The sequence below is a fragment of the Enterobacter cloacae complex sp. 2015409 genome, from assembly GCF_041365315.1.
In the GTDB taxonomy this organism is placed as follows: domain Bacteria; phylum Pseudomonadota; class Gammaproteobacteria; order Enterobacterales; family Enterobacteriaceae; genus Enterobacter; species Enterobacter pseudoroggenkampii.
Genome location: NZ_JBFTVM010000001.1, coordinates 468,364 through 486,910 on the forward strand (window position 1 = coordinate 468,364; position 18,547 = coordinate 486,910).

At 59.7% G+C, this 18,547-nt stretch carries 11 protein-coding genes; 3 read left to right on the forward strand and 8 right to left on the reverse strand.

Features of this window, described 5'->3' with window-relative positions:
* Window positions 1-67 precede the first annotated feature (67 nt).
* The 7 genes from baeR to yegD form a co-directional block, all read right to left on the reverse strand.
* Window positions 68-790 (reverse strand): two-component system response regulator BaeR, encoded by a 723-nt coding sequence (baeR, locus tag ACDO57_RS02135; protein WP_044597928.1) that lies wholly within the window; start codon window positions 788-790, stop codon window positions 68-70.
* The gene (gene baeS / locus ACDO57_RS02140; RefSeq protein ID WP_048991164.1) at window positions 787-2,190 is read right to left on the reverse strand and encodes a two-component system sensor histidine kinase BaeS; all 1,404 of its coding nucleotides are present in this window, start codon (window positions 2,188-2,190) and stop codon (window positions 787-789) included. Before baeS ends, baeR begins: the two co-directional genes overlap by 4 nt.
* A complete protein-coding gene (locus ACDO57_RS02145) occupies window positions 2,187-3,602 on the reverse strand; it encodes an MFS transporter (RefSeq protein WP_061714786.1) in 1,416 nt (471 codons plus the stop codon). The genes baeS and ACDO57_RS02145 overlap by 4 nt, the downstream gene beginning before the upstream one ends.
* Window positions 3,603-6,680, reverse strand: a complete 3,078-nt coding sequence (gene mdtC, locus ACDO57_RS02150) for a multidrug efflux RND transporter permease subunit MdtC (protein ID WP_090419599.1) — start codon at window positions 6,678-6,680, stop codon at window positions 3,603-3,605.
* Window positions 6,681-9,803: an MdtB/MuxB family multidrug efflux RND transporter permease subunit gene (locus ACDO57_RS02155; RefSeq protein WP_370883466.1), complete on the reverse strand. Its 3,123-nt coding sequence runs from the start codon at window positions 9,801-9,803 to the stop codon at window positions 6,681-6,683. It lies immediately after the preceding gene.
* Window positions 9,803-11,005, reverse strand: a complete 1,203-nt coding sequence (locus ACDO57_RS02160; protein WP_370883467.1) for an MdtA/MuxA family multidrug efflux RND transporter periplasmic adaptor subunit — start codon at window positions 11,003-11,005, stop codon at window positions 9,803-9,805. Before ACDO57_RS02160 ends, ACDO57_RS02155 begins: the two co-directional genes overlap by 1 nt.
* Window positions 11,006-11,217: 212 nt before the next feature.
* Window positions 11,218-12,570, reverse strand: a complete 1,353-nt coding sequence (gene yegD, locus ACDO57_RS02165; protein ID WP_061714789.1) for a molecular chaperone — start codon at window positions 12,568-12,570, stop codon at window positions 11,218-11,220.
* A 130-nt stretch (window positions 12,571-12,700) separates the two neighbouring features.
* On the opposite strand from yegD, the gene alkA reads away from it, so the two are divergent.
* A complete protein-coding gene (alkA, locus tag ACDO57_RS02170) occupies window positions 12,701-13,573 on the forward strand; it encodes a DNA-3-methyladenine glycosylase 2 (RefSeq protein ID WP_248165191.1) in 873 nt (290 codons plus the stop codon).
* Here the strand turns inward: alkA and ACDO57_RS02175 are convergent.
* Window positions 13,538-16,867: a diguanylate cyclase gene (locus ACDO57_RS02175; RefSeq protein ID WP_048992960.1), complete on the reverse strand. Its 3,330-nt coding sequence runs from the start codon at window positions 16,865-16,867 to the stop codon at window positions 13,538-13,540. The genes alkA and ACDO57_RS02175 overlap by 36 nt on opposite strands.
* 343 nt (window positions 16,868-17,210) lie before the next feature.
* Between ACDO57_RS02175 and udk the strand changes: the two genes are divergently transcribed.
* Together udk and dcd are read left to right on the forward strand one after the other, a co-directional pair.
* Window positions 17,211-17,852, forward strand: a complete 642-nt coding sequence (gene udk / locus ACDO57_RS02180; RefSeq protein ID WP_008500855.1) for a uridine kinase — start codon at window positions 17,211-17,213, stop codon at window positions 17,850-17,852.
* Window positions 17,853-17,943: 91 nt separating this feature from the next.
* A complete protein-coding gene (gene dcd / locus ACDO57_RS02185; RefSeq protein WP_032646484.1) occupies window positions 17,944-18,525 on the forward strand; it encodes a dCTP deaminase in 582 nt (193 codons plus the stop codon).
* The last annotated feature ends 22 nt before the right edge of the window (window positions 18,526-18,547 follow it).

Genomic DNA, 18,547 nt, shown 5'->3' on the forward strand with positions numbered 1-18,547 from the left:
TGGTTGATTCCTGAATTGATTCCAGAAAAGAAAAACCCGCCTTAGGGCGGGTTTCTTCGTCGAAAGGTCACGCAATCCTGCACGCATCCGCTTCCCAGCGATACCCCACGCCATACACCGCGCGGATAAAAGACTGCTCGGCGTCCAGCGCCTCCAGCTTGCGGCGCAGGTTTTTGATATGGCTGTCGATGGTGCGGTCGGTCACCACGCGGTAATCGTCATACAGGTGGTTCAGCAGCTGTTCGCGGGAGAAGACTTTGCCCGGCTCGTGGGAGAGGGTTTTCAGCAGGCGGAACTCCGCAGGCGTCAGGTCCAGCAGCTTGCTGCGCCAGCTCGCCTGGAAGCGGCTTTCGTCAACAATCAGCGGGCTTTCGGCGTCCAGCACCTGAAGCTCGCGCTGCGGCCTGCAGCGGCGCAGAATGGTTTTTACGCGGGCGACCACCTCGCGCGGGCTGTAGGGCTTGCAGATGTAGTCGTCCGCGCCGATTTCGAGCCCCAGCAGGCGGTCAATCTCTTCAATTTTGGCGGTGACCATGACGATCGGCACGTCGGAGAAGCGACGAATTTCCCGGCACAGGGTCAGTCCGTCAACGCCCGGCAGCATTAAATCCAGAAGGATCAGATCCGGCGGGGTCTGGCGCACGTACGGCAGCACCTGGTCGCCGTGGCCGATCAGCGACGGGGCGTAGCTGGCCGCGCGTAAATAGTCGATCAGCAGCTGTCCCAGCTTGGGTTCGTCTTCGACGATCAAAATGCGCGGCGTGTTTTCGTCAATCGGTAACTCGGTCATACTTCTCTCGATAAATCCCGTTCCAGAGGTAACTCTACTGTAATGCTAACCCCGCCAAAAGGCGAATGGGCGGCGCGGATCGTGCCATTATGCGCCTCGACGATGTTAACGCAAATCGCCAGCCCCAGACCCGAACCGCCGCTGGCGCGGTTGCGGGAACCTTCGGTACGGTAGAAACGTTCAAACAGTTTTTCCAGCTGCGCGTCCTGCACGCCCGGGGCGGAATCGGCGAAGGTGAGGGCAAAACGCCCGTTTTCCTGCCTGCCGGAGATATGCAGCCCGCCGCCGCTGTCGGTGTAGCGCAGGCTGTTTTCCAGCAGATTGTTGAACAGCTGCATCAGCCGGTCCTTGTCGCCAAACACCACCGCGCTGTCCGGCAGGGAGAGGTCAATCTTCAGGTCGCGGCTGGCAAACCGCTCGCGGAAGGCGCCGCTGATCACTTCCAGAATGTTAATCACATCCACCGGCGCTTTCTGGTAGGCCAGCGCGCCTTCGTCGGACATGGAGAGCTGGTGGAGATCGTCCACCAGCTTGGTGAGCGTGCCCACCTCTGCCTGCAGAGAGGCCACCGATTCGGGCGTAAACTGGCGCACACCGTCCTGAATGGCCTCCAGCTCGCCGCGCAGCACCGCCAGCGGCGTACGCAGCTCGTGTGAAATATCGGCCATAAAGTCGCGGCGCATCTGCTGGTTTTTCTCAAGCGTGCTGGCGAGCTGGTTAAAGTCCTGCGCCAGCTTGCCCAGTTCGTCCTGGCTTCGGGTATCGACTCGGGTGGTGAAATCCCCGGCGGCGAGCTTGTGCGTGCCTTCCACCAGGCGTTTCACCGGGGCGAGCAGGCCGCGCGCCAGCGGGAAGGTGGCGAGCGCGGCGAGCAGGGTGGAGAGGGCGACAATCAGCCAGCTTGTCCGACGCTGCTGGCGGTCAAAGTTGATGTCGGTGTTGCGCGTCAGGCGCTCCACCGGAGAGGCGATAACCCAGCCGACTGTCGCATTGTTGACTTTAATCGCACGACGGGTGCCGTCCGGCGGTATCGGCGCACGCGGCCCAACCAGGGGGCGCATATCCTGGTCGATTACCCAGAACTGGGTGCGCCAGCCGTGCGGCGGCATGCCCGGGCCTGGACGATCGTCACCGGTATCGTGCTCCAGCGAGCGCAGGATCTGGAAAATAAAGCGGTCGTTATTGCGCAGAAAACGCCAGTTGCCGTGCTGGGCGTACTGTTCGCTCAGCGCATCGCTTAAGCCCTGCAAACGCTGCTCATTGCCATGCTTAATGTAATCAATAAAGCCGCGCTCGAAGCTGACCCGCACCGCCCAGTGCATGGTGATCAGCAGGACGATACAGGTGGCAAATATCGCCACAAAGAGCTTGCCGGTAATGCCCGGACGCCAGAATTTCATGAACCACTCCTTTTGCCGCGCCTGATGACGACGTTCTTGCTGGTATCATCCGGCACGCGGGCGAAGATGAAAGCGGGCAGGGCGATGATGACCGCCATGCTGAGGTAGGTATACAAAAAGACCTGATGCGCCACCGGCGTGTCGACGCTGAGATGGTGCTGGCCGTACATGCCGAGCAGTAACCCCGCGATAGTCACGCCCACGCTCATGGAGAGCTGCATGATCATCGACAGCAGGCTGTTGCCGCTGCTCGCCAGATCGTCCGGCAGATCCTTCAGCGTCAGGGTATTCATCGACGAGAAGCGCATGGAGTTGACGATCCCCTGGCAGAACAGCACCAGCGGCAGGACGTAGTACCAGCCCATCAGCGCCACGGACATAAACAGCAGGCTGACCAGCGCCAGCCCCAGCGTGGCGGTTACCAGCACGTGACGGTAGCCAAAGCGGTTCACCACCTGTACCACGATGCGCTTCATTCCCATGCTGCCGAGCACCATCGGGATCATCATCAGGCCCGCGTGGAACGGCGAAAATCCCATCCCGATTTGCAGGAAAACGGGCGTCATAAACGGCAGCATGCCGCTGCCGACGCGCCCGGCGAAGCTGCCGAACAGGCCAAGGCGATAGGTAGGGTTTTTAAACAAGTTCAGGCTGAACAGCGCTTTATCGTTACCTCTGGCATGCCACAGGTACCAGAGTATAGCGGTAACGCCGAGCGCGATCAGGAGCCCGAGCGTCAGGGGCGAAATGCCCAGACCTTTTTGCCCGTCCAGCGCCAGGGTAAGCGTGGCCATGCCCGCCGCCAGCAGGATAAAGCCAAAGAAATCAAAGCGCCGCGTCTGCATTTTGTAGTTCGGCATCAGCGTCAGGGTGGCGATGGCGCCGATGATGCCAACAGGAAGATTGATTAAGAAGATCCAGTGCCAGGAGGCGTACTCCACCAGAATGCCGCCGAGCGCCGGGCCCAGCAGCGGCCCCACCTGACCGGGCAGGGTGACAAAGGTCATCGCGGCCATGTACTGCTCACGCGGCACAATCTTCATCACCGTTAGCCGCCCGACGGGCACCATCATCGCCCCGCCGATGCCCTGCAGCACGCGCGCCATCACCAGCTGGTCTAGGGTATTGGCCTGGGCGCAAAACAGCGAGCCGGTGGTAAACAGCACGATGGCGGTAAAGAAGATATTCCGCACGCCGACCTTATCGGCCAGCCAGCCGCTGGCGGGCAGCATCACGGCAACCGTCAGCACGTAGGAGACAATCACCATGTGCATATGCAGCGGGCTCTCCCCCAGGCTTTTCGCCATGGAGGGGAGGGCGGTGTTGACGATGGTCGTATCCAGCGACTGCATAAAAAAGCCGAAGGCGACTATCCATAACTGCCAGCGAACGTTAGCGGGGAGATCGGTCATTTACTCGGTCACCGTGGTTCTGTTTTTACGCGAAAAGCGTAGCCGCAGGCGGTCGAAGAACAGATAGACCACCGGCGTGGTGTACAGCGTCAGCAGCTGGCTCATGACCAGGCCGCCGACAATGGTGATCCCCAGCGGCTGGCGCAGCTCTGAGCCGTCGCCGCCCGAGATCACCAGCGGCAGCGCGCCAAACAGCGCCGCCAGGGTGGTCATCATAATCGGACGAAAGCGCAGCAGGCAGGCCTGGAAGATCGCCTCTTCCGGCGAGAGGTTGCCGTTGCGCTGGGCATCCAGCGCGAAGTCCACCATCATGATGGCATTTTTCTTCACGATGCCGATTAATAGCATGATCCCGATGAGCGCGATAAGGCTGAACGGCGCGCCGAACAGCTCCAGCGCCAGCAGTGCCCCCACGCCCGCCGACGGCAGCGTCGAGAGGATGGTCAGCGGGTGCACATAGCTCTCATACAGGACGCCAAGCACAATATAGACCGTTGCGATGGCGGCCAGAATCAAAATCACCTGCGAGTTCATCGTCTCCTGGAACACCTGCGCGGTCCCGGCAAAGCTGCCGCGCACGGTGGACGGCACGCCAAGCTGGGTCATCGCGCGGTTGATTGCGTCGCTGGCCTCCGAAAGTGATGAGCCAACTGGCAGGTTAAACGAGATGGTCGACGCCGCCGACAGCCCCTGATGGTTCACCGACAGCGGCGCGTTGGCAGGCTGCCAGCTGGCGAAATAGGAGAGCGGAATCGCCTTGCCGTCGTTGTTAATCACAAACATCTTGTCCAGGGCGCTGATGTCCTGGGTATAGCGAGGGTCAACTTCCATCACAACCTTGTACTGGTTCATCGGCTGGTAGATGGTGGAGATCTCGCGCTGGCCGAAGGCGTTGTTCAGCAGGCTGTTGGCGGCTTCAACGTTGATGCCCAGCCGCGACATGGTTTCACGGTCGTAGGTCAGGGCCATCTCGGCGCCGTTGTCCTGCTGATCGGAGTTGACGTCCGCCAGCTCCGGCAGGGCGGCCAGCGCCTTGCGGATCTTCGGCTCCCACTCGCGCAGGGCGGCTAAATCGTCCGAGAGCAACGTGTACTGATAGCTGGCGTTCGCCTGACGGCCGCCGACGCGGATATCCTGAACGGCCATCAAAAACAGGTTGGCCCCCGGCTCTTTGGCGAGCTTCACCCGCAGGCGGTCAATCACCTGCTGGGCGGTTTCGTTGCGCTCGCCGCGCGGTTTCAGGGTAATAAACATCATCCCGCTGTTAACGCGTGACCCGCCGGTAAAGCCGGTCACGTTATCCACGGCTTTGTCTTCACGAATGATCTTCATAAAGTCCTGCAGCTTGCCGCGCATGGCCTGGAACGAAATGCTCTGGTCCGCCTGAATCCCGCCCATCAGCACGCCGGTGTCCTGCTCCGGGAAGAAGGTTTTCGGGATGGTGATGTACATCCAGACGTTGAGCACGATGGTGCCGATCAGCACCAGGCCAACCAGCCGCGTATGGTTCAGCACCCACTTCAGCGATTTGCCGTAGCCTTCCTGCATCGCCATCAGGAAACGTCCAAAGCCTTTGCGGCGCGGCTGCGAGTGCGGTTTGCTGCGCTTGAGCATCCAGCCGCACATCATTGGCGTCAGCGTTAAGGAGATAACCAGCGAAATGCCGATGGCGACGGAGAGGGTGACGGCAAACTCGCGCAGCAGCCGGCCCGGCAGCCCGCCCATCAGCAGCAGCGGCAGGAATACCGCCACCAGAGACAGGCTCATGGAGAGCACCGTAAAGCCCACCTCGCGCGTGCCCTGCAGGGCAGCCTGCAGCGGCTTCACGCCCGCTTCCAGATGGCGGGAAATGTTCTCCAGCACCACGATGGCGTCATCCACCACGAAGCCCGTCGCAATCGTCAGGGCCATCAGCGACAGGTTGTTAAGGCTAAAGCCGCACAGGTACATGGCGGCAAAGGTACCGATCAGCGATACCGGCACGGCCACCGCCGGGATCAGCGTCGCGCGGCCGGATCGCAGGAACAGGAAGACCACCAGGATCACCAGCGCGACGGAGATCACCAGCGTTTGCTCCACCTCTTCCAGCGAGGCGCGAATGGTCGGGGAGCGATCCTGGGCAATTTGCAGATCGATTGCTGCCGGGATGGTCTGCTGCAGGTCCGGAAGACGGGCGCGAATGCTGTTCACTGTCTCGATAATGTTCGCTTCCGGCAGCTTGCGGATCATCAGCAGAATCGCCGGCTTGGCGTTGGTCATCCCGGCGTTGCGCACGTCCTGCACCGAGTCGGTGACGCTGGCCACGTCGCTTAAGCGCACCGCGGCGCCGTTGTTATAGTGGATGATGAGCGGCTGGTATTCCGCGGCGGTTTTCAGCTCGTCGTTAGTGTGGATCTGCCAGCGGTGGCTGTTGTCCTCAATCGCCCCCTGCGGTTTACGCACGTTGGCGTTGCTGATGGCGGAGCGCACGTCGTCCAGCGACACGCCCTGGTTGAATAGCGCCTGCGGGTTTAACCCCACGCGCACGGCGGGCAGGGAGCTCCCGCCGACGCTCACGTCACCGACGCCGTTAATTTGTGAGATTGTCTGCGCCAGCTGGGTAGACGCAAAGTCGTAAAGCTGCCCCTGCGAGTACGTATCCGAGGTCAGCGTCAGGATCATGATCGGCGCGTCGGACGGGTTGGCCTTGCGGTATGTTGGGCGGCTCGGCATCCCGCTCGGCAGCAGGCTTTGTGCGGCGTTGATGGCCGCCTGCACGTCGCGCGCCGCACCGTTGATATCCCGGTCGAAGCTGAACTCCAGAATAATGCGCGTGCTGCCCAGCGAGCTGCTGGAGGTCATCTCGTTGATCCCCGCAATCCGCCCGAGCGAGCGCTCCAGCGGCGTGGCAACGGACGAGGCCATGGTTTCCGGCGAGGCGCCCGGCAGCGAGGCGCTGACCATGATCACCGGGAAATCCACCTGCGGCAGGGGCGCCACCGGCAGCAGCCGGAAGCCCAGCACGCCGCAGAGGGTAATGGCGAGCGAGATTAAGATCGTCGCCACCGGGCGATAAATGAAGAGGGCGAAAAACTTCACTTATGCCTCCTCTTCACGTTTCGGGAAGCGGCTTTTGGTCCACAGCGCCAGGCGGTCAAACAGCAGGTAGATCACCGGCGTGGTGAACAGCGTCAGCACCTGGCTCACCAGCAGACCGCCGACCATGCCGATACCCAGCGGACGACGCAGCTCCGCGCCGACGCCGGTGCTCAGCATCAGCGGCAGCGCACCCAGCAGGGCGGCCAGCGTGGTCATCAGGATCGGACGAAAACGCAGCAGGCAGGCCTGGAAAATCGCATCGCGCGGCGACATGCCCTGCTCGCGCTCGGCGGCCAGGGCAAAGTCGATCATCATGATGGCGTTTTTCTTCACGATCCCGATAAGCAGGATGATGCCGATTATGGCAATCACGTCCAGCTCGCTGCCCGCCAGCATTAATGCCAGCAGCGCCCCCACGCCCGCCGTCGGCAGGGTAGAGAGGATGGTGATCGGGTGGATAAAGCTTTCGTACAGCACGCCGAGCACGATGTACATCGCCACAACTGCCGCGACGATCAGCCAGATGGTGTTGCCCAGCGCAGCCTGGAACGCCAGGGTGCTGCCCTGGAACTGGGTCTGAATGTCGGACGGGAAGCTGAGCTCTTTTTCAGCCGCCTGAATGGCCTCCACCGCTTCGCCAAGAGAATAATTGTCCGGCACGTTGAAGGAAATGGTGGTGGACGGGAACTGATCCAGATGGTTGATCGACAGCGGGGTATAGCGCTCTTCCACCGTGGCGATAGCGCTCAGCGGCACAATGCCGCCGTCTTTGCTGGTCAGGCGCACCGAGTCCAGCCCCGACAGGCCGGGCGTGTTTTCCGTGTCGTGCTCCAGCACCACGCGATACTGGTTGGCCTGGGTGTAGATGGTTGAAATCAGGCGCTGACCGAAGGCGTTATACAGGGCGTTGTCCACGTCCGCCATGGTAATACCGAGGCGGCTGGCGGTATCGCGGTTGACGTTCACGTACGCCGCCAGCCCTTTGTCCTGCCAGTCGCTGCTGACGTCGGAGAGCTGCGGCAGGGTGTTAAGCTTGTTCACCAGCTGCGGTACCCAGGTGCTGAGGGCATCCAGCGTGGTGGCCTGCAGCGTGAACTGGTACTGCGTGCGGCTGACCTGGGTATCGATGGTCAAATCCTGAATCGGCTGCAGGTACAGCTCAACGCCCGGCACGCGGGCCACGGCGTTTTGTAGCCGCTCAATGACGGCGTTGACGCGATCGTCGCGCTCATCCAGCGGCTTAAGGTTGATCTGCAGACGCGCGCTGTTGAGCGACGGGTTAGTACCGTCGACGCCCACGTAGGAGGTCAGGCTCTCGACCGCCGGATCTTTCATAACAATCTCAGACACCTGCTGCTGGCGCTGCGCCATATTGGCGAAGGAGACCGACTGCGGGGCCTGAAGCGTGCCCTGAATAATGCCGTTGTCCTGGATCGGGAAGAAGCCTTTCGGGATAAAAATCCACAGCATCACGCTGAGCGCCAGCGTGCCGAGCGCCACGCCGAGCGTCGCCCACGGGTGGTTGAGGACTTTCGCCAGCACGCGACCGTAGGCGGCAATAATCCGCTCAAACATGCGTTCGGAGGCGCGCGAGAAGCGGTTTTGCTTGCGCAGCGACTCGTGGCTTAGCATGCGGGCGCACATCATCGGCGTCAGGGTCAGCGACACCACGGCGGAGATCAGAATGGCGAGCGCCAGCGTCACGGCAAATTCGCGGAACAGCCGCCCGACGATATCGCCCATAAATAGCAGTGGGATCAGCACCGCAATCAGCGAGAAGGTCAGCGAGATAATGGTAAAGCCGATTTCGCCCGCGCCTTTCAGCGCGGCGGCCAGCGGTTTTTCGCCTTTCTCGATATAGCGCGAGATGTTCTCGATGACCACGATAGCGTCATCCACGACGAACCCGGTGGCGATGGTGAGCGCCATCAGCGTCAGGTTGTTGATCGAAAAATCGAGGAACACCATCACCGCAAAGGTGCCGACCAGCGAGAGCGGCACGGCGACGGCGGGAATAATGGTTGCCGGAACGTTGCGCAGGAACAGATAGATGATCATCACCACCAGCGCAATCGCCAGCATCAGCTCAAACTGGGTGTCGGTGACCGACGCACGAATGTTGGTGGTGCGGTCGGAAAGCACCTTCACGCTGACCGATTTCGGCAGGCTTTCGATCAGCTGCGGCAGCATGATGCGGATGCTGTTGGCGGTTTCGATAATGTTCGCCCCCGGCTGGCGCTGCACGTTCATCACGATCGCCTGCTGTTTGTTGGCCCAGGCGCCGAGCCAGCTGTTTTCGGCACCTTGTTCTACAGTGGCGATGTCTCCCAGACGAACCGGCGCACCGTTCTGGTAGGCGATAATCAGCTGACGATATTCGTCGGCGGACTGCATCTGGTCGTTCGCCGAAAGCGTCACGGCGCGGGTTGGGCCGTCCAGCGAGCCCTTCGCAGAGTTGACGTTGGCGTTGCTGATGGCGCTGCGGATGGTTTCGCTGGTGAGCCCCAGCGCGGCGATGGCCTGCGCGTTCAGCTTGACGCGCACTGCCGGGCGCTGGCCGCCCGCCAGGGTGACGAGGCCAACGCCGGAGACCTGTGAAATTTTCTGCGCCACGCGCGTTTCGACCATATCCTCGACCTGGGTCATCGGCATGGCGGAGGAGGTGACGGCAAGCGTCATGATCGGCGGATCCGCCGGGTTCACCTTGCTGTAGACCGGCGGGTTAGGCAGGTCCGACGGCAGCAGGTTGGTGGCGGCGTTGATAGCGGCCTGTACCTCCTGCTCGGCGACGTCCAGCGACAGCGTCAGCTGGAACTGCAGCGTCACGACGGACGCCCCGCCTGAACTCTGGGAGGACATCTGTTTTAGCCCCGACATCTGGCCGAACTGGCGCTCCAGCGGGGCGGTAATGGCGGACGTCACCACGTCCGGGCTGGCGCCTGGATACAGCGTCACCACCTGAATGGTGGGGTAATCCACTTCCGGCAGCGCCGATACGGGCAGGAAGCGATAGCCGATAATCCCGGCGAGCAGGATCGCCACCATCAGCAGCGTGGTGGCGACTGGACGGAGGATAAACAGGCGTGATGGCCCGCCTGTAGAGCCTGGGGGCATAACCTGCATCAGGATTTCTCTCCCTGTTTCGCAGGTTCAACCACTTCCACCTTGGCCCCTTCGGTCAGACGGTCAATGCCGTCGGTAACCACGCGGTCGCCTGCGGAAAGGCCTGCGCTGATGACCACCGTCTGGCTGTCCTGAATACCGGTTTTCACCAGGTGCTTGCTGACCTTATTGTCGCTGTTCAGCACCCAGACGAAGTTGCCTTCGTTACCCATCTGCAGCGCAGCCGTTGGGATCACCACCGCGTTCTCTTCGGTGGCGACCAGCATCCGCGCATTGACGAACTGGTTCGGGAAGAGGGCATCGTCCTGGTTATTAAAGCGCGCCTTCAGCTTGATGGTGCCGGTGGTGGTGTCGATCTGGTTATCCAGACTGAGCAGAGACCCTTCACTTAATTTCTGCTTGTTGGTGCGGTCCCAGGCTTCCACCACCAGCCCCTTTCCGGCTTTTTGCGCCTGCACTACCGTCGCAATGTCGCTTTCCGGCAGGGTAAAGACTAAATCAATCGGGTGGGTCTGGGTGATCACCACGATGCCCGTGGTGTCGCCGCTGGAGATTTGGTTGCCGATATCGACCTGTTTCAGGCCCACGCGTCCGTCAATCGGCGCGGTGATGCGGCTCCAGTCCAGCTGCAGCTGGGCGCTGGCCACCGCGGCTTCGTCGGCTTTGATGGTGCCCTGCGTTTCGCTGACCAGCGACTGCTGGGTATCCAGCTCCTGACGAGACACGAGGTTGGTTTTCACCAGTTGCTGGTAGCGGGCCAGATCGCGACGGGCGTTGGCGAGGGTCGCGTTGTCTTTCGCGAGCTGCCCCTGCGCCTGGGCGAGGGCGACCTTAAACTGGCTCGGGTCGATTTCGGCCAGCAGATCGCCCGCTTTAACCTGCTGTCCTTCCTGGAAGTGAATAGCCATCAGCTGGCCGTCGACGCGGCTACGCACCGTGGCGGTGTTGGCGGCGGTAATGGTCCCGAGACCTGTGAGATAGCGAGGAACGGCTTTATTCACCGCCGTCGCCGCCTGGACCGGCGCCAGCGCGCCACCGCGCATGCCGTGGCGCCCTCCGCCTGCCGGGCGCTGTGCCTGGCTGGTGGCACCAGCGGGTGCGGCGGAATTCGCGGATTGACTGTGCCAGTACCAGGCGGCGGCAAGGACCACCACAATGATGCCAGCGGCGATTGCCCAGCGGGATTTGTTACTGCCTTTCATCGTTATACGTTCTCATCCTGAAGACTTCGGGGAATGATACTAGTTTAGTCAGCTAACACAGCGGAAAAATGGAGGAAATATGGAAGACTGTCAGGAATGGTCTGAATGGAGGTAAACGCAAAACGGCAACATCCGTTGCCGTTTTGGGTGTTTTCTCCCTCTCCCTGTGGGAGAGGGCCGGGGTGAGGGCACCAGACCGCACCGCAACAACGCTAGCTAAACATCACCTGCGCCCAGCGCGCCAGCCCTGCGGTAACGGAGCCAAAGTCATCTCCACCCGCAATCGGAATACCCGGCAGCTGTTCCGCCAGCGCTTTTTTAATCAGCGGCGAACGGGCGCTACCTCCGGTCAGGTAGATAACGTCCGGCTTCTCTTTGCCGTTCTCCAGCGCCAGCTGCACCTGTTCCAGAATGCGCTGCAGCGGCTGCGCGAGCGCCGCCTCCAGCCCGTCCTGCGAAATGGCGGTGGCCAGTTCGTCGCTGATAAACGGCAGGGAGACCGCATGCTCAGCGCGGTCGGACAGGGCGATTTTGCTCTCTTCCGCGGTACGCACCACGCGGTAGCTCAGACGCTGGCGCCACACTTTATAGAGCAGGGCGACTTTTTCACCGTCCTGCGCATCACGCACCAGATCGTTCAGGAAGCGGCCGTTGGCGGTGCTGTAAAAATCACTTTGCGCAGGCACATCGTTGATGGCAATCGCGTTCCACCACGGCAGGATCGGCAGAGCAATGCCTTTTTCCGTCTGACCCCCCATGCCGAGCAGCGGCATCAGGCTCTTGAATGCCAGCGCGATATCAAGATCGTTACCGCCTACGCGGCAGCCGCTGTGCCCGAGCAGGCTGTTTTCACGATCGCGACGGTTATGCCACTGCGGGCCCATCAGCAGCAGCGAGCAGTCCGTCGTGCCCCCGCCGATGTCCACGACTAATACGCGCGTCTCTTCCGTCAGCGTGGCTTCAAAGTCCAGCCCCGCGGCAACCGGCTCATACTGGAACACCACGTCGCGGAAGCCCGCGCGGTGCGCCGCACGCTCAAGGATCCCCTGCGCCTGCTGGTTGGCCTCGTCGCCGCCCAGCCCCTGGAAGTTGATCGGACGGCCAATCACCGCCTGGGTAATCGCATCGGAGACCTGCGTCTGCGCCTGATGACGAATATGCAGCATCATCGCGCACACCAGGTCTTCGAACAGCGCGACCTGCTGCGGCTTCAGGCCGCTGGCACCGAGGAAGGATTTTGGTGACTTAACGAAGTAGACCTCTTCCGGGTCTTCAATGTAATGCCCGAGCGAAGAGAGACCGAACTGCACGCTGGACGGCGTAACGTCGATGTCTTCCTCGCGGTTAAAGCTGACCGCCCGGCGCAGCAGCGCCTGGGTCTCCGTCGCCGTGGCCGGAACCTGATGGTGACGAAACAGCCATTCGCTCACCGCTTCACGCGTCGGTGCGCAGAGCATAGACGGCAGCAGCGTGCTCTCTTTTTCCATTTTCAGGAGCCGTGGCTGCCCGTTTTGCATAATCGCAACCGAGCAGTTTGCCGTACCGTAGTCAAATCCAATAAACACGATGAATCCCCATGCCGGTGAGAAGGGGCGAGACTTTAACGAAATGTCTGCATGGCGACAACAGGAATATGAAAGCAAGGCAATACAGGGTCTTTCCGTTTATGCTGATAACATTAAAAAAGGAGTAACGATGTATACCCTCACCTGGCTTCCCCCTTATGACTGGCAGTGGATGTTTGGCTTTCTTGGCGCGCGTGCGGTAACGGGCATTGAAACCGTCACGCACGACTACTACGAGCGCAGTTTTGCCTGCGAAGGACATCAGGGGATCTTCCGCGTGACTCCGGATATCGCCACCCATACGCTGACCGTGATCCTCAGCCCGGGGTTAATTCCGGTTGCGCAGACGTGCCTTGAACGCATCGAACGCCTGTTCGATCTTGCCTGCAATCCGCAGCGCATCGCGGAGACGCTGGGCGATCTCGGTGCTGCCCGGCCAGGCTTACGTTTGCCGGGAGCGATGGATGCGTACGAGCAGGGCGTTCGGGCAATTCTCGGACAGCTGGTGAGCGTGGCGATGGCGGCGAAGCTGGCGTCGCGCGTGGTGGCGTTATGCGGCGAACCCGTGGCGGATTGCCCGGGCTATCTCTGCTTCCCCACGCCGCAGGCGCTGGCGGCAGCGGATCCTCTGGCGCTGAAAGCGTTAGGTATGCCGGTAAAGCGTGCGGAGTCGCTGATTCATCTGGCGCAGTCGGTCATCGACGGGACGTTTCCGCTTTTCCCACCCGCGAACATAGAGGAGGGGATGAAGGCGCTACAGCAGCGGCCGGGTATAGGGCGCTGGACGGCAAATTATCTGGCCCTGCGCGGCTGGCAGGCGAAAGATGTATTTCTTCCGGATGATTACCTGATTAAACAACGGTTTGCCGGGATGACGCCCGCGCAAATTCGTCGTTATGCCGAGCGCTGGCAGCCGTGGCGCTCTTACGCGCTGCTGCACATCTGGTACACCGACGGCTGGTCGCCGTCAGTTGATGGCGAAATAGCTGGTGTTGAGCAGTAGATCCAGCGGCTGCGGCTCGGCGATGGTGTCACCAAAGATAAAATCAATGCCGATGCCGGAGAGCGTATCCATCATGATGGGCTGGTTGCAGGGGCCCGCGATGGTTTTCATTCCCAGACGCTGGGCGTGGCCCTGCACAATGGTCACCATCATCTCATCCATCAGATTGCCATACACGTTGCTTACCACCTCAGCGTCCAGCATCAGATAGTCGGCCATATTCGCTGTCAGGTGGGTAAAGACGTTCATGTCGCGTCCCACCTGGCTGAAGATCACGCGGCAGCCCGCCTGGCGAAGCTTTTGCAGACTCCGCTGCAGGTTCTTATCCGGGCTGCACACCACATCGGCAGAGATAACCAGATGTAGCAGACGACCCGGCATGGGGCTTTTATCCAGCAGGTCTAGAAGCTCATCGACCAGCGTCACGCTGGCTAAACCGGCCTCAGAAAGCGGCAGTGCCACACCCATGCCTTTACTGGCGATCTGGGCGGCATAGGTGCGGAAAAACTCGCTAAAAATACGTCTGTCGAGGGCGTGCAAAAGCTCAGGTTCCGCCAGGCCCGAGCGGAAAGCATGCTCTTCCTGGACTTCGCCCTGACTGGTCCACAGGCGTAACGACAGCAGCCAGAAATTACTGCTTTCCGGGATGCGCGGGGAGGCGACGCTGCGGGCAATTATCATCAGGTGATTGTCTTTAATCATGTGCCACTGTTCATCAAGCGACATCATGCTGCGCGTGTGGTGATCCCGCTCCTGCTGGGGTTCGTAAACCGTCACCATGCCGCGCCCGCTGTTTTTTGAGGCATAACAGGCAATATCCGCCTGCGACATGATCTCCGACGCCTGATGGTTATTTTCATCAATCAGCGTGATGCCGGCGCTGGCGCCGATCCGGTGCAGGCGGCCTTCCCACATAAAGTGATAGTCATTGATCGTGTGGATCAGGCGACCGGCAATATAGCGCGCGCTTTCAATATTGCAGTCCGGTAACAGTAAGCCGAACTCGTCCCCGCCCAGACGCGCCAGCACGTCGCTGGAGCGGAGCATGGTCAACATCAGGGAAGAGAGTTCCCGCAGCAGGGCATCGCCTGCCGCGTGGCCTGCCGTATCGTTGACGGCTTTGAAGCGATCGAGATCGATAAAGACCAGGGCATGACGCTGGCGCGTTTCGCGAACGGTCTGCAGGAGGCGTTTGAGATGATTTTCGAAGCTGACCCGGTTTGCCAGATGGGTCAGGGCATCGTGGGAGGCGCTATAGCTGAGCTGGCGCAGCATTTTGCGCGACTCGGTCACGTCCTGAATCACGATAACCGAGCCAATATTCTGCCCATCCAGCGTGCTGAGCGGCGTAATGCTGTAATGAATATCGAAATTTCCACCGGTACGGCAGTTCAGCACCACGTCCTGATCGATATCGGAACGGGACATATCGCCGCTGTGAATATTCTCCATCAGCGGCCCTTTTTCACCAAAGGTGATGTGCAACACCTTCAGGATCGGCTGGCCGATAGCCTCGGTCTGCAGCCAGCCGCTCATTTTCTCTGCCACCGGGTTCATAAAGGTGACGTTCATGTTGATATCGGTACACAGTACCGCTTCACCGATGGAATCGAGGGTGATGTGCAGACGCTCTTTTTCCTGGAAGAGGGCTTCGTTGAGCTGCTTAACCTCGGTCATGTCCATGTTGATGCCGAGCAGCCGTTCGACCTCACCCTGCTTATTAAGCACCCGGTTCGCCAGGGAGCGAATATGGCGCACGCCTTCCTTCACGCGGATGCGAAATTCCAGCTTAAACGGCAGACGGGAAATCAGAGAGTCCCGCAGCACCTTCTCTGCGTGGGCGCGATCTTCCGGCAGCATCGTGTCATGCCAGAGCTGCCAGGTGGGCTTGATGTGCGGCGGGATTTCATACAGCTCAAACATCCGCTTGTCCCAGCTGATAATGTCTGGCTCCAGATCCCACTCCCAGATGCCGATGCCGCCCGCTTCGTTAGCAAGCGTAATGCGCTCCATCAGGCGCTTATTGACCCATTCGGTCTGCTTCAGGTCGTTAATGTCTTCAATCTGGGCGATAAAATAGAGCGGCGAGCCGTCGGCATGACGCACGACGGAGACGGCCAGCAGTGCCCAGACCACTTCCCCGTCGCGGGTGTAATAGCGCTTCTCGAGGGTATAGGTATTGATATCGCCGTTGACCAGCTGTTCAAGCTGTTCCAGGTCGGTGTGCAGATCTTCCGGCCAGGTGAGCTGCTGGAAGGTCAGCGACTGGAGCTCCGTCTGGCTGTAACCGAGGAAATTGCACAGCGCCTTGTTAGCCTGAAGCCATTTGCCCTCAATGCTGACCAGCGCCATACCGATGGCCGAATACTCCATCGCATTGCGGAAGCGCTCCTCGCTTTCGGTGATGTGTTTGCGCTCGGCGCGGAAGGCGTACATCACCATGGTCATCACGTTAGCGGGCAGGAGCAGCATCAGGAACGGCAGCCAGGGGGCGTTCAGCATCGGCCCGGCGTGCTGCGTGGTCAGCGCCAGAGGGTTACGGGCAATCATCAGCGACACAACCATTACGGTGACCAGAAACACCATGAAGGCTTCCATCCGTGGCAGGCGCACGGCGCTCCACATCAGCAGAACAATTACGCAGGTGAAAGGCCACGGCAGCCAGGTGATGGCTGCCCAACTGAGGGCTAACGTTACGGCCAGCGTGGTCAGCGTTTCCAGCAGCAATCTCGGGTCACGGTGGCGCAGCAGATAATGGGGTTTAAACAGCAGGCCCAGCGGCACCAGCGCCAGCGCGCCAATGGCTTCTGACAACACCCAGACGAAGAAATTACGCAGGGGTTCAGGGCCGGGTGCCAGCAGAGACACCAGAATACCGCCCACCAGCGGCGGTACCAGCGCGCTGCCGATGGCCACGCGGATCCAGTCGTTCAGATTCTGCAGCGGGTTGTACCACGGGAGCCATTTGCGCAGAAACAGCGCGCCGATAGCGGCCTCAATGACGTTGATAGAAGGGTAGATGAAGCTGACCGACCCCCATGAAAACAGCATCCACGAGGCCAGAACATTGCCGAACGAACAGGCCAGGGCGATTCCCGGCCACATTTTTCCCGCATGGCGGTAAAACGCCACCATCATAATGGCGGTGGGGAACCAGAGCGGGGCCAGCAGGGTACCGAAGCGGGTGAGCTCCAGCGAAAATAAGGTAAAGATAAAGGTGACCAGGCCCAGACAGACAAGTCGTATTAGAGGATGTGGGGTGGTAACCAAAACCCGCTGGTATTGTTTATTCATTACCGCTTTATCCAGAGACGCCATGCCGTCAGGGAAGATGTCCGAACGCGTGAATTTGATAATTTGGTTTATGCTAGTACAAACAATTTACAATTCATATGGTGACCGCTCAGAATTTGACACCATAGACTTATTAAATACTTACTCCGTTAAAAAAAACGGTTAAACGCTGAAAAAACGTTCATTTAAATTTCACTCAGGGAATAAAACGTCACTTTTCGGCCAGTCTCGCAGAACCTGTGCATTCGACTGGTATCACGCCCGCGAAATCCCTATAATTGCCGCGTTTGACGCTCCGGCGTCGTCCTTCCTTAACATCCAGGTTAATCAGGTCGCTAAATTTATGACTGATAAGTCTCATCAGTGCGTCATTATAGGCATCGCCGGCGCATCGGCTTCAGGTAAAAGTCTAATTGCCAGTACGCTTTATCGCGAACTGCGTGAACAAGTAGGTGATGAGCATATCGGCGTCATTCCCGAAGACAGCTATTACAAAGATCAATCCCATCTGTCGATGGAAGAACGCGTCAAAACCAACTATGACCACCCCAATGCGATGGATCACAGCCTGCTGTTCCAGCATTTAGAAGCGCTTAAGAGCGGCCAGGCGATTGAGCTGCCCGTTTACAGCTACGTAGAACACACCCGCACCCAGGAAACGATCCGCATCGAGCCGAAAAAGGTCATTATCCTTGAAGGCATCCTGCTGCTGACCGACGCCCGCCTGCGTGAATCCATGAACTTCTCTATTTTCGTTGATACCCCGCTGGATATCTGCCTGATGCGCCGCATCAAGCGCGACGTGAATGAACGTGGCCGTTCGATGGACTCCGTTATGGCGCAATATCAGAAAACGGTCCGCCCGATGTTCCTGCAGTTTATTGAGCCATCCAAACAATACGCCGATATCATCGTGCCGCGCGGGGGTAAAAACCGCATTGCTATTGATATCTTAAAAGCGAAAATCAGCCAGTTTTTTGAATAAGCCGCGTGAATTGTGTACCGTTCAGAGATAACCTGGTTTTACCCTGAGCGCTTACCGCTTCAGGGTACGATGCATGAAAGGAGAAAGTGCCATGCGTCTTTGTGATCGCGATATAGAAGCCTGGCTGGATGAAGGCCGTTTGTCTATTACCCCACGTCCACCTGTTGAGCGTATCAATGGCGTGACCGTTGATGTACGGTTAGGTAATAAATTCCGCACCTTTAGCGGCCATACCGCACCGTTCATTGACCTTAGCGGGCCGAAGGACGAAGTCAGCGCCGCGCTCGATCGCGTGATGAGTGACGAAATCGTTATCGACGAGGGCGAAGCCTTTTATCTGCACCCAGGTGAACTGGCCCTGGCGGTGACGTTTGAATCCGTCACCCTGCCTTCTGACCTGGTCGGCTGGCTTGATGGCCGTTCTTCGCTGGCACGACTGGGACTGATGGTCCACGTGACCGCGCACCGTATCGATCCAGGCTGGTCGGGGCGTATCGTACTGGAGTTCTTCAACGCCGGTAAATTGCCGCTGGCGCTGCGCCCGGGGATGATGATCGGCGCGTTGAGCTTTGAACCGCTGTCAGGCCCGGCAGATCGTCCTTATAACCGTCGGCAGGACGCAAAATATCGCGACCAGCAGGGCGCGGTTGCCAGCCGTATTGATAAAGACTGATCGTTAGCCCATTGAGGATGCC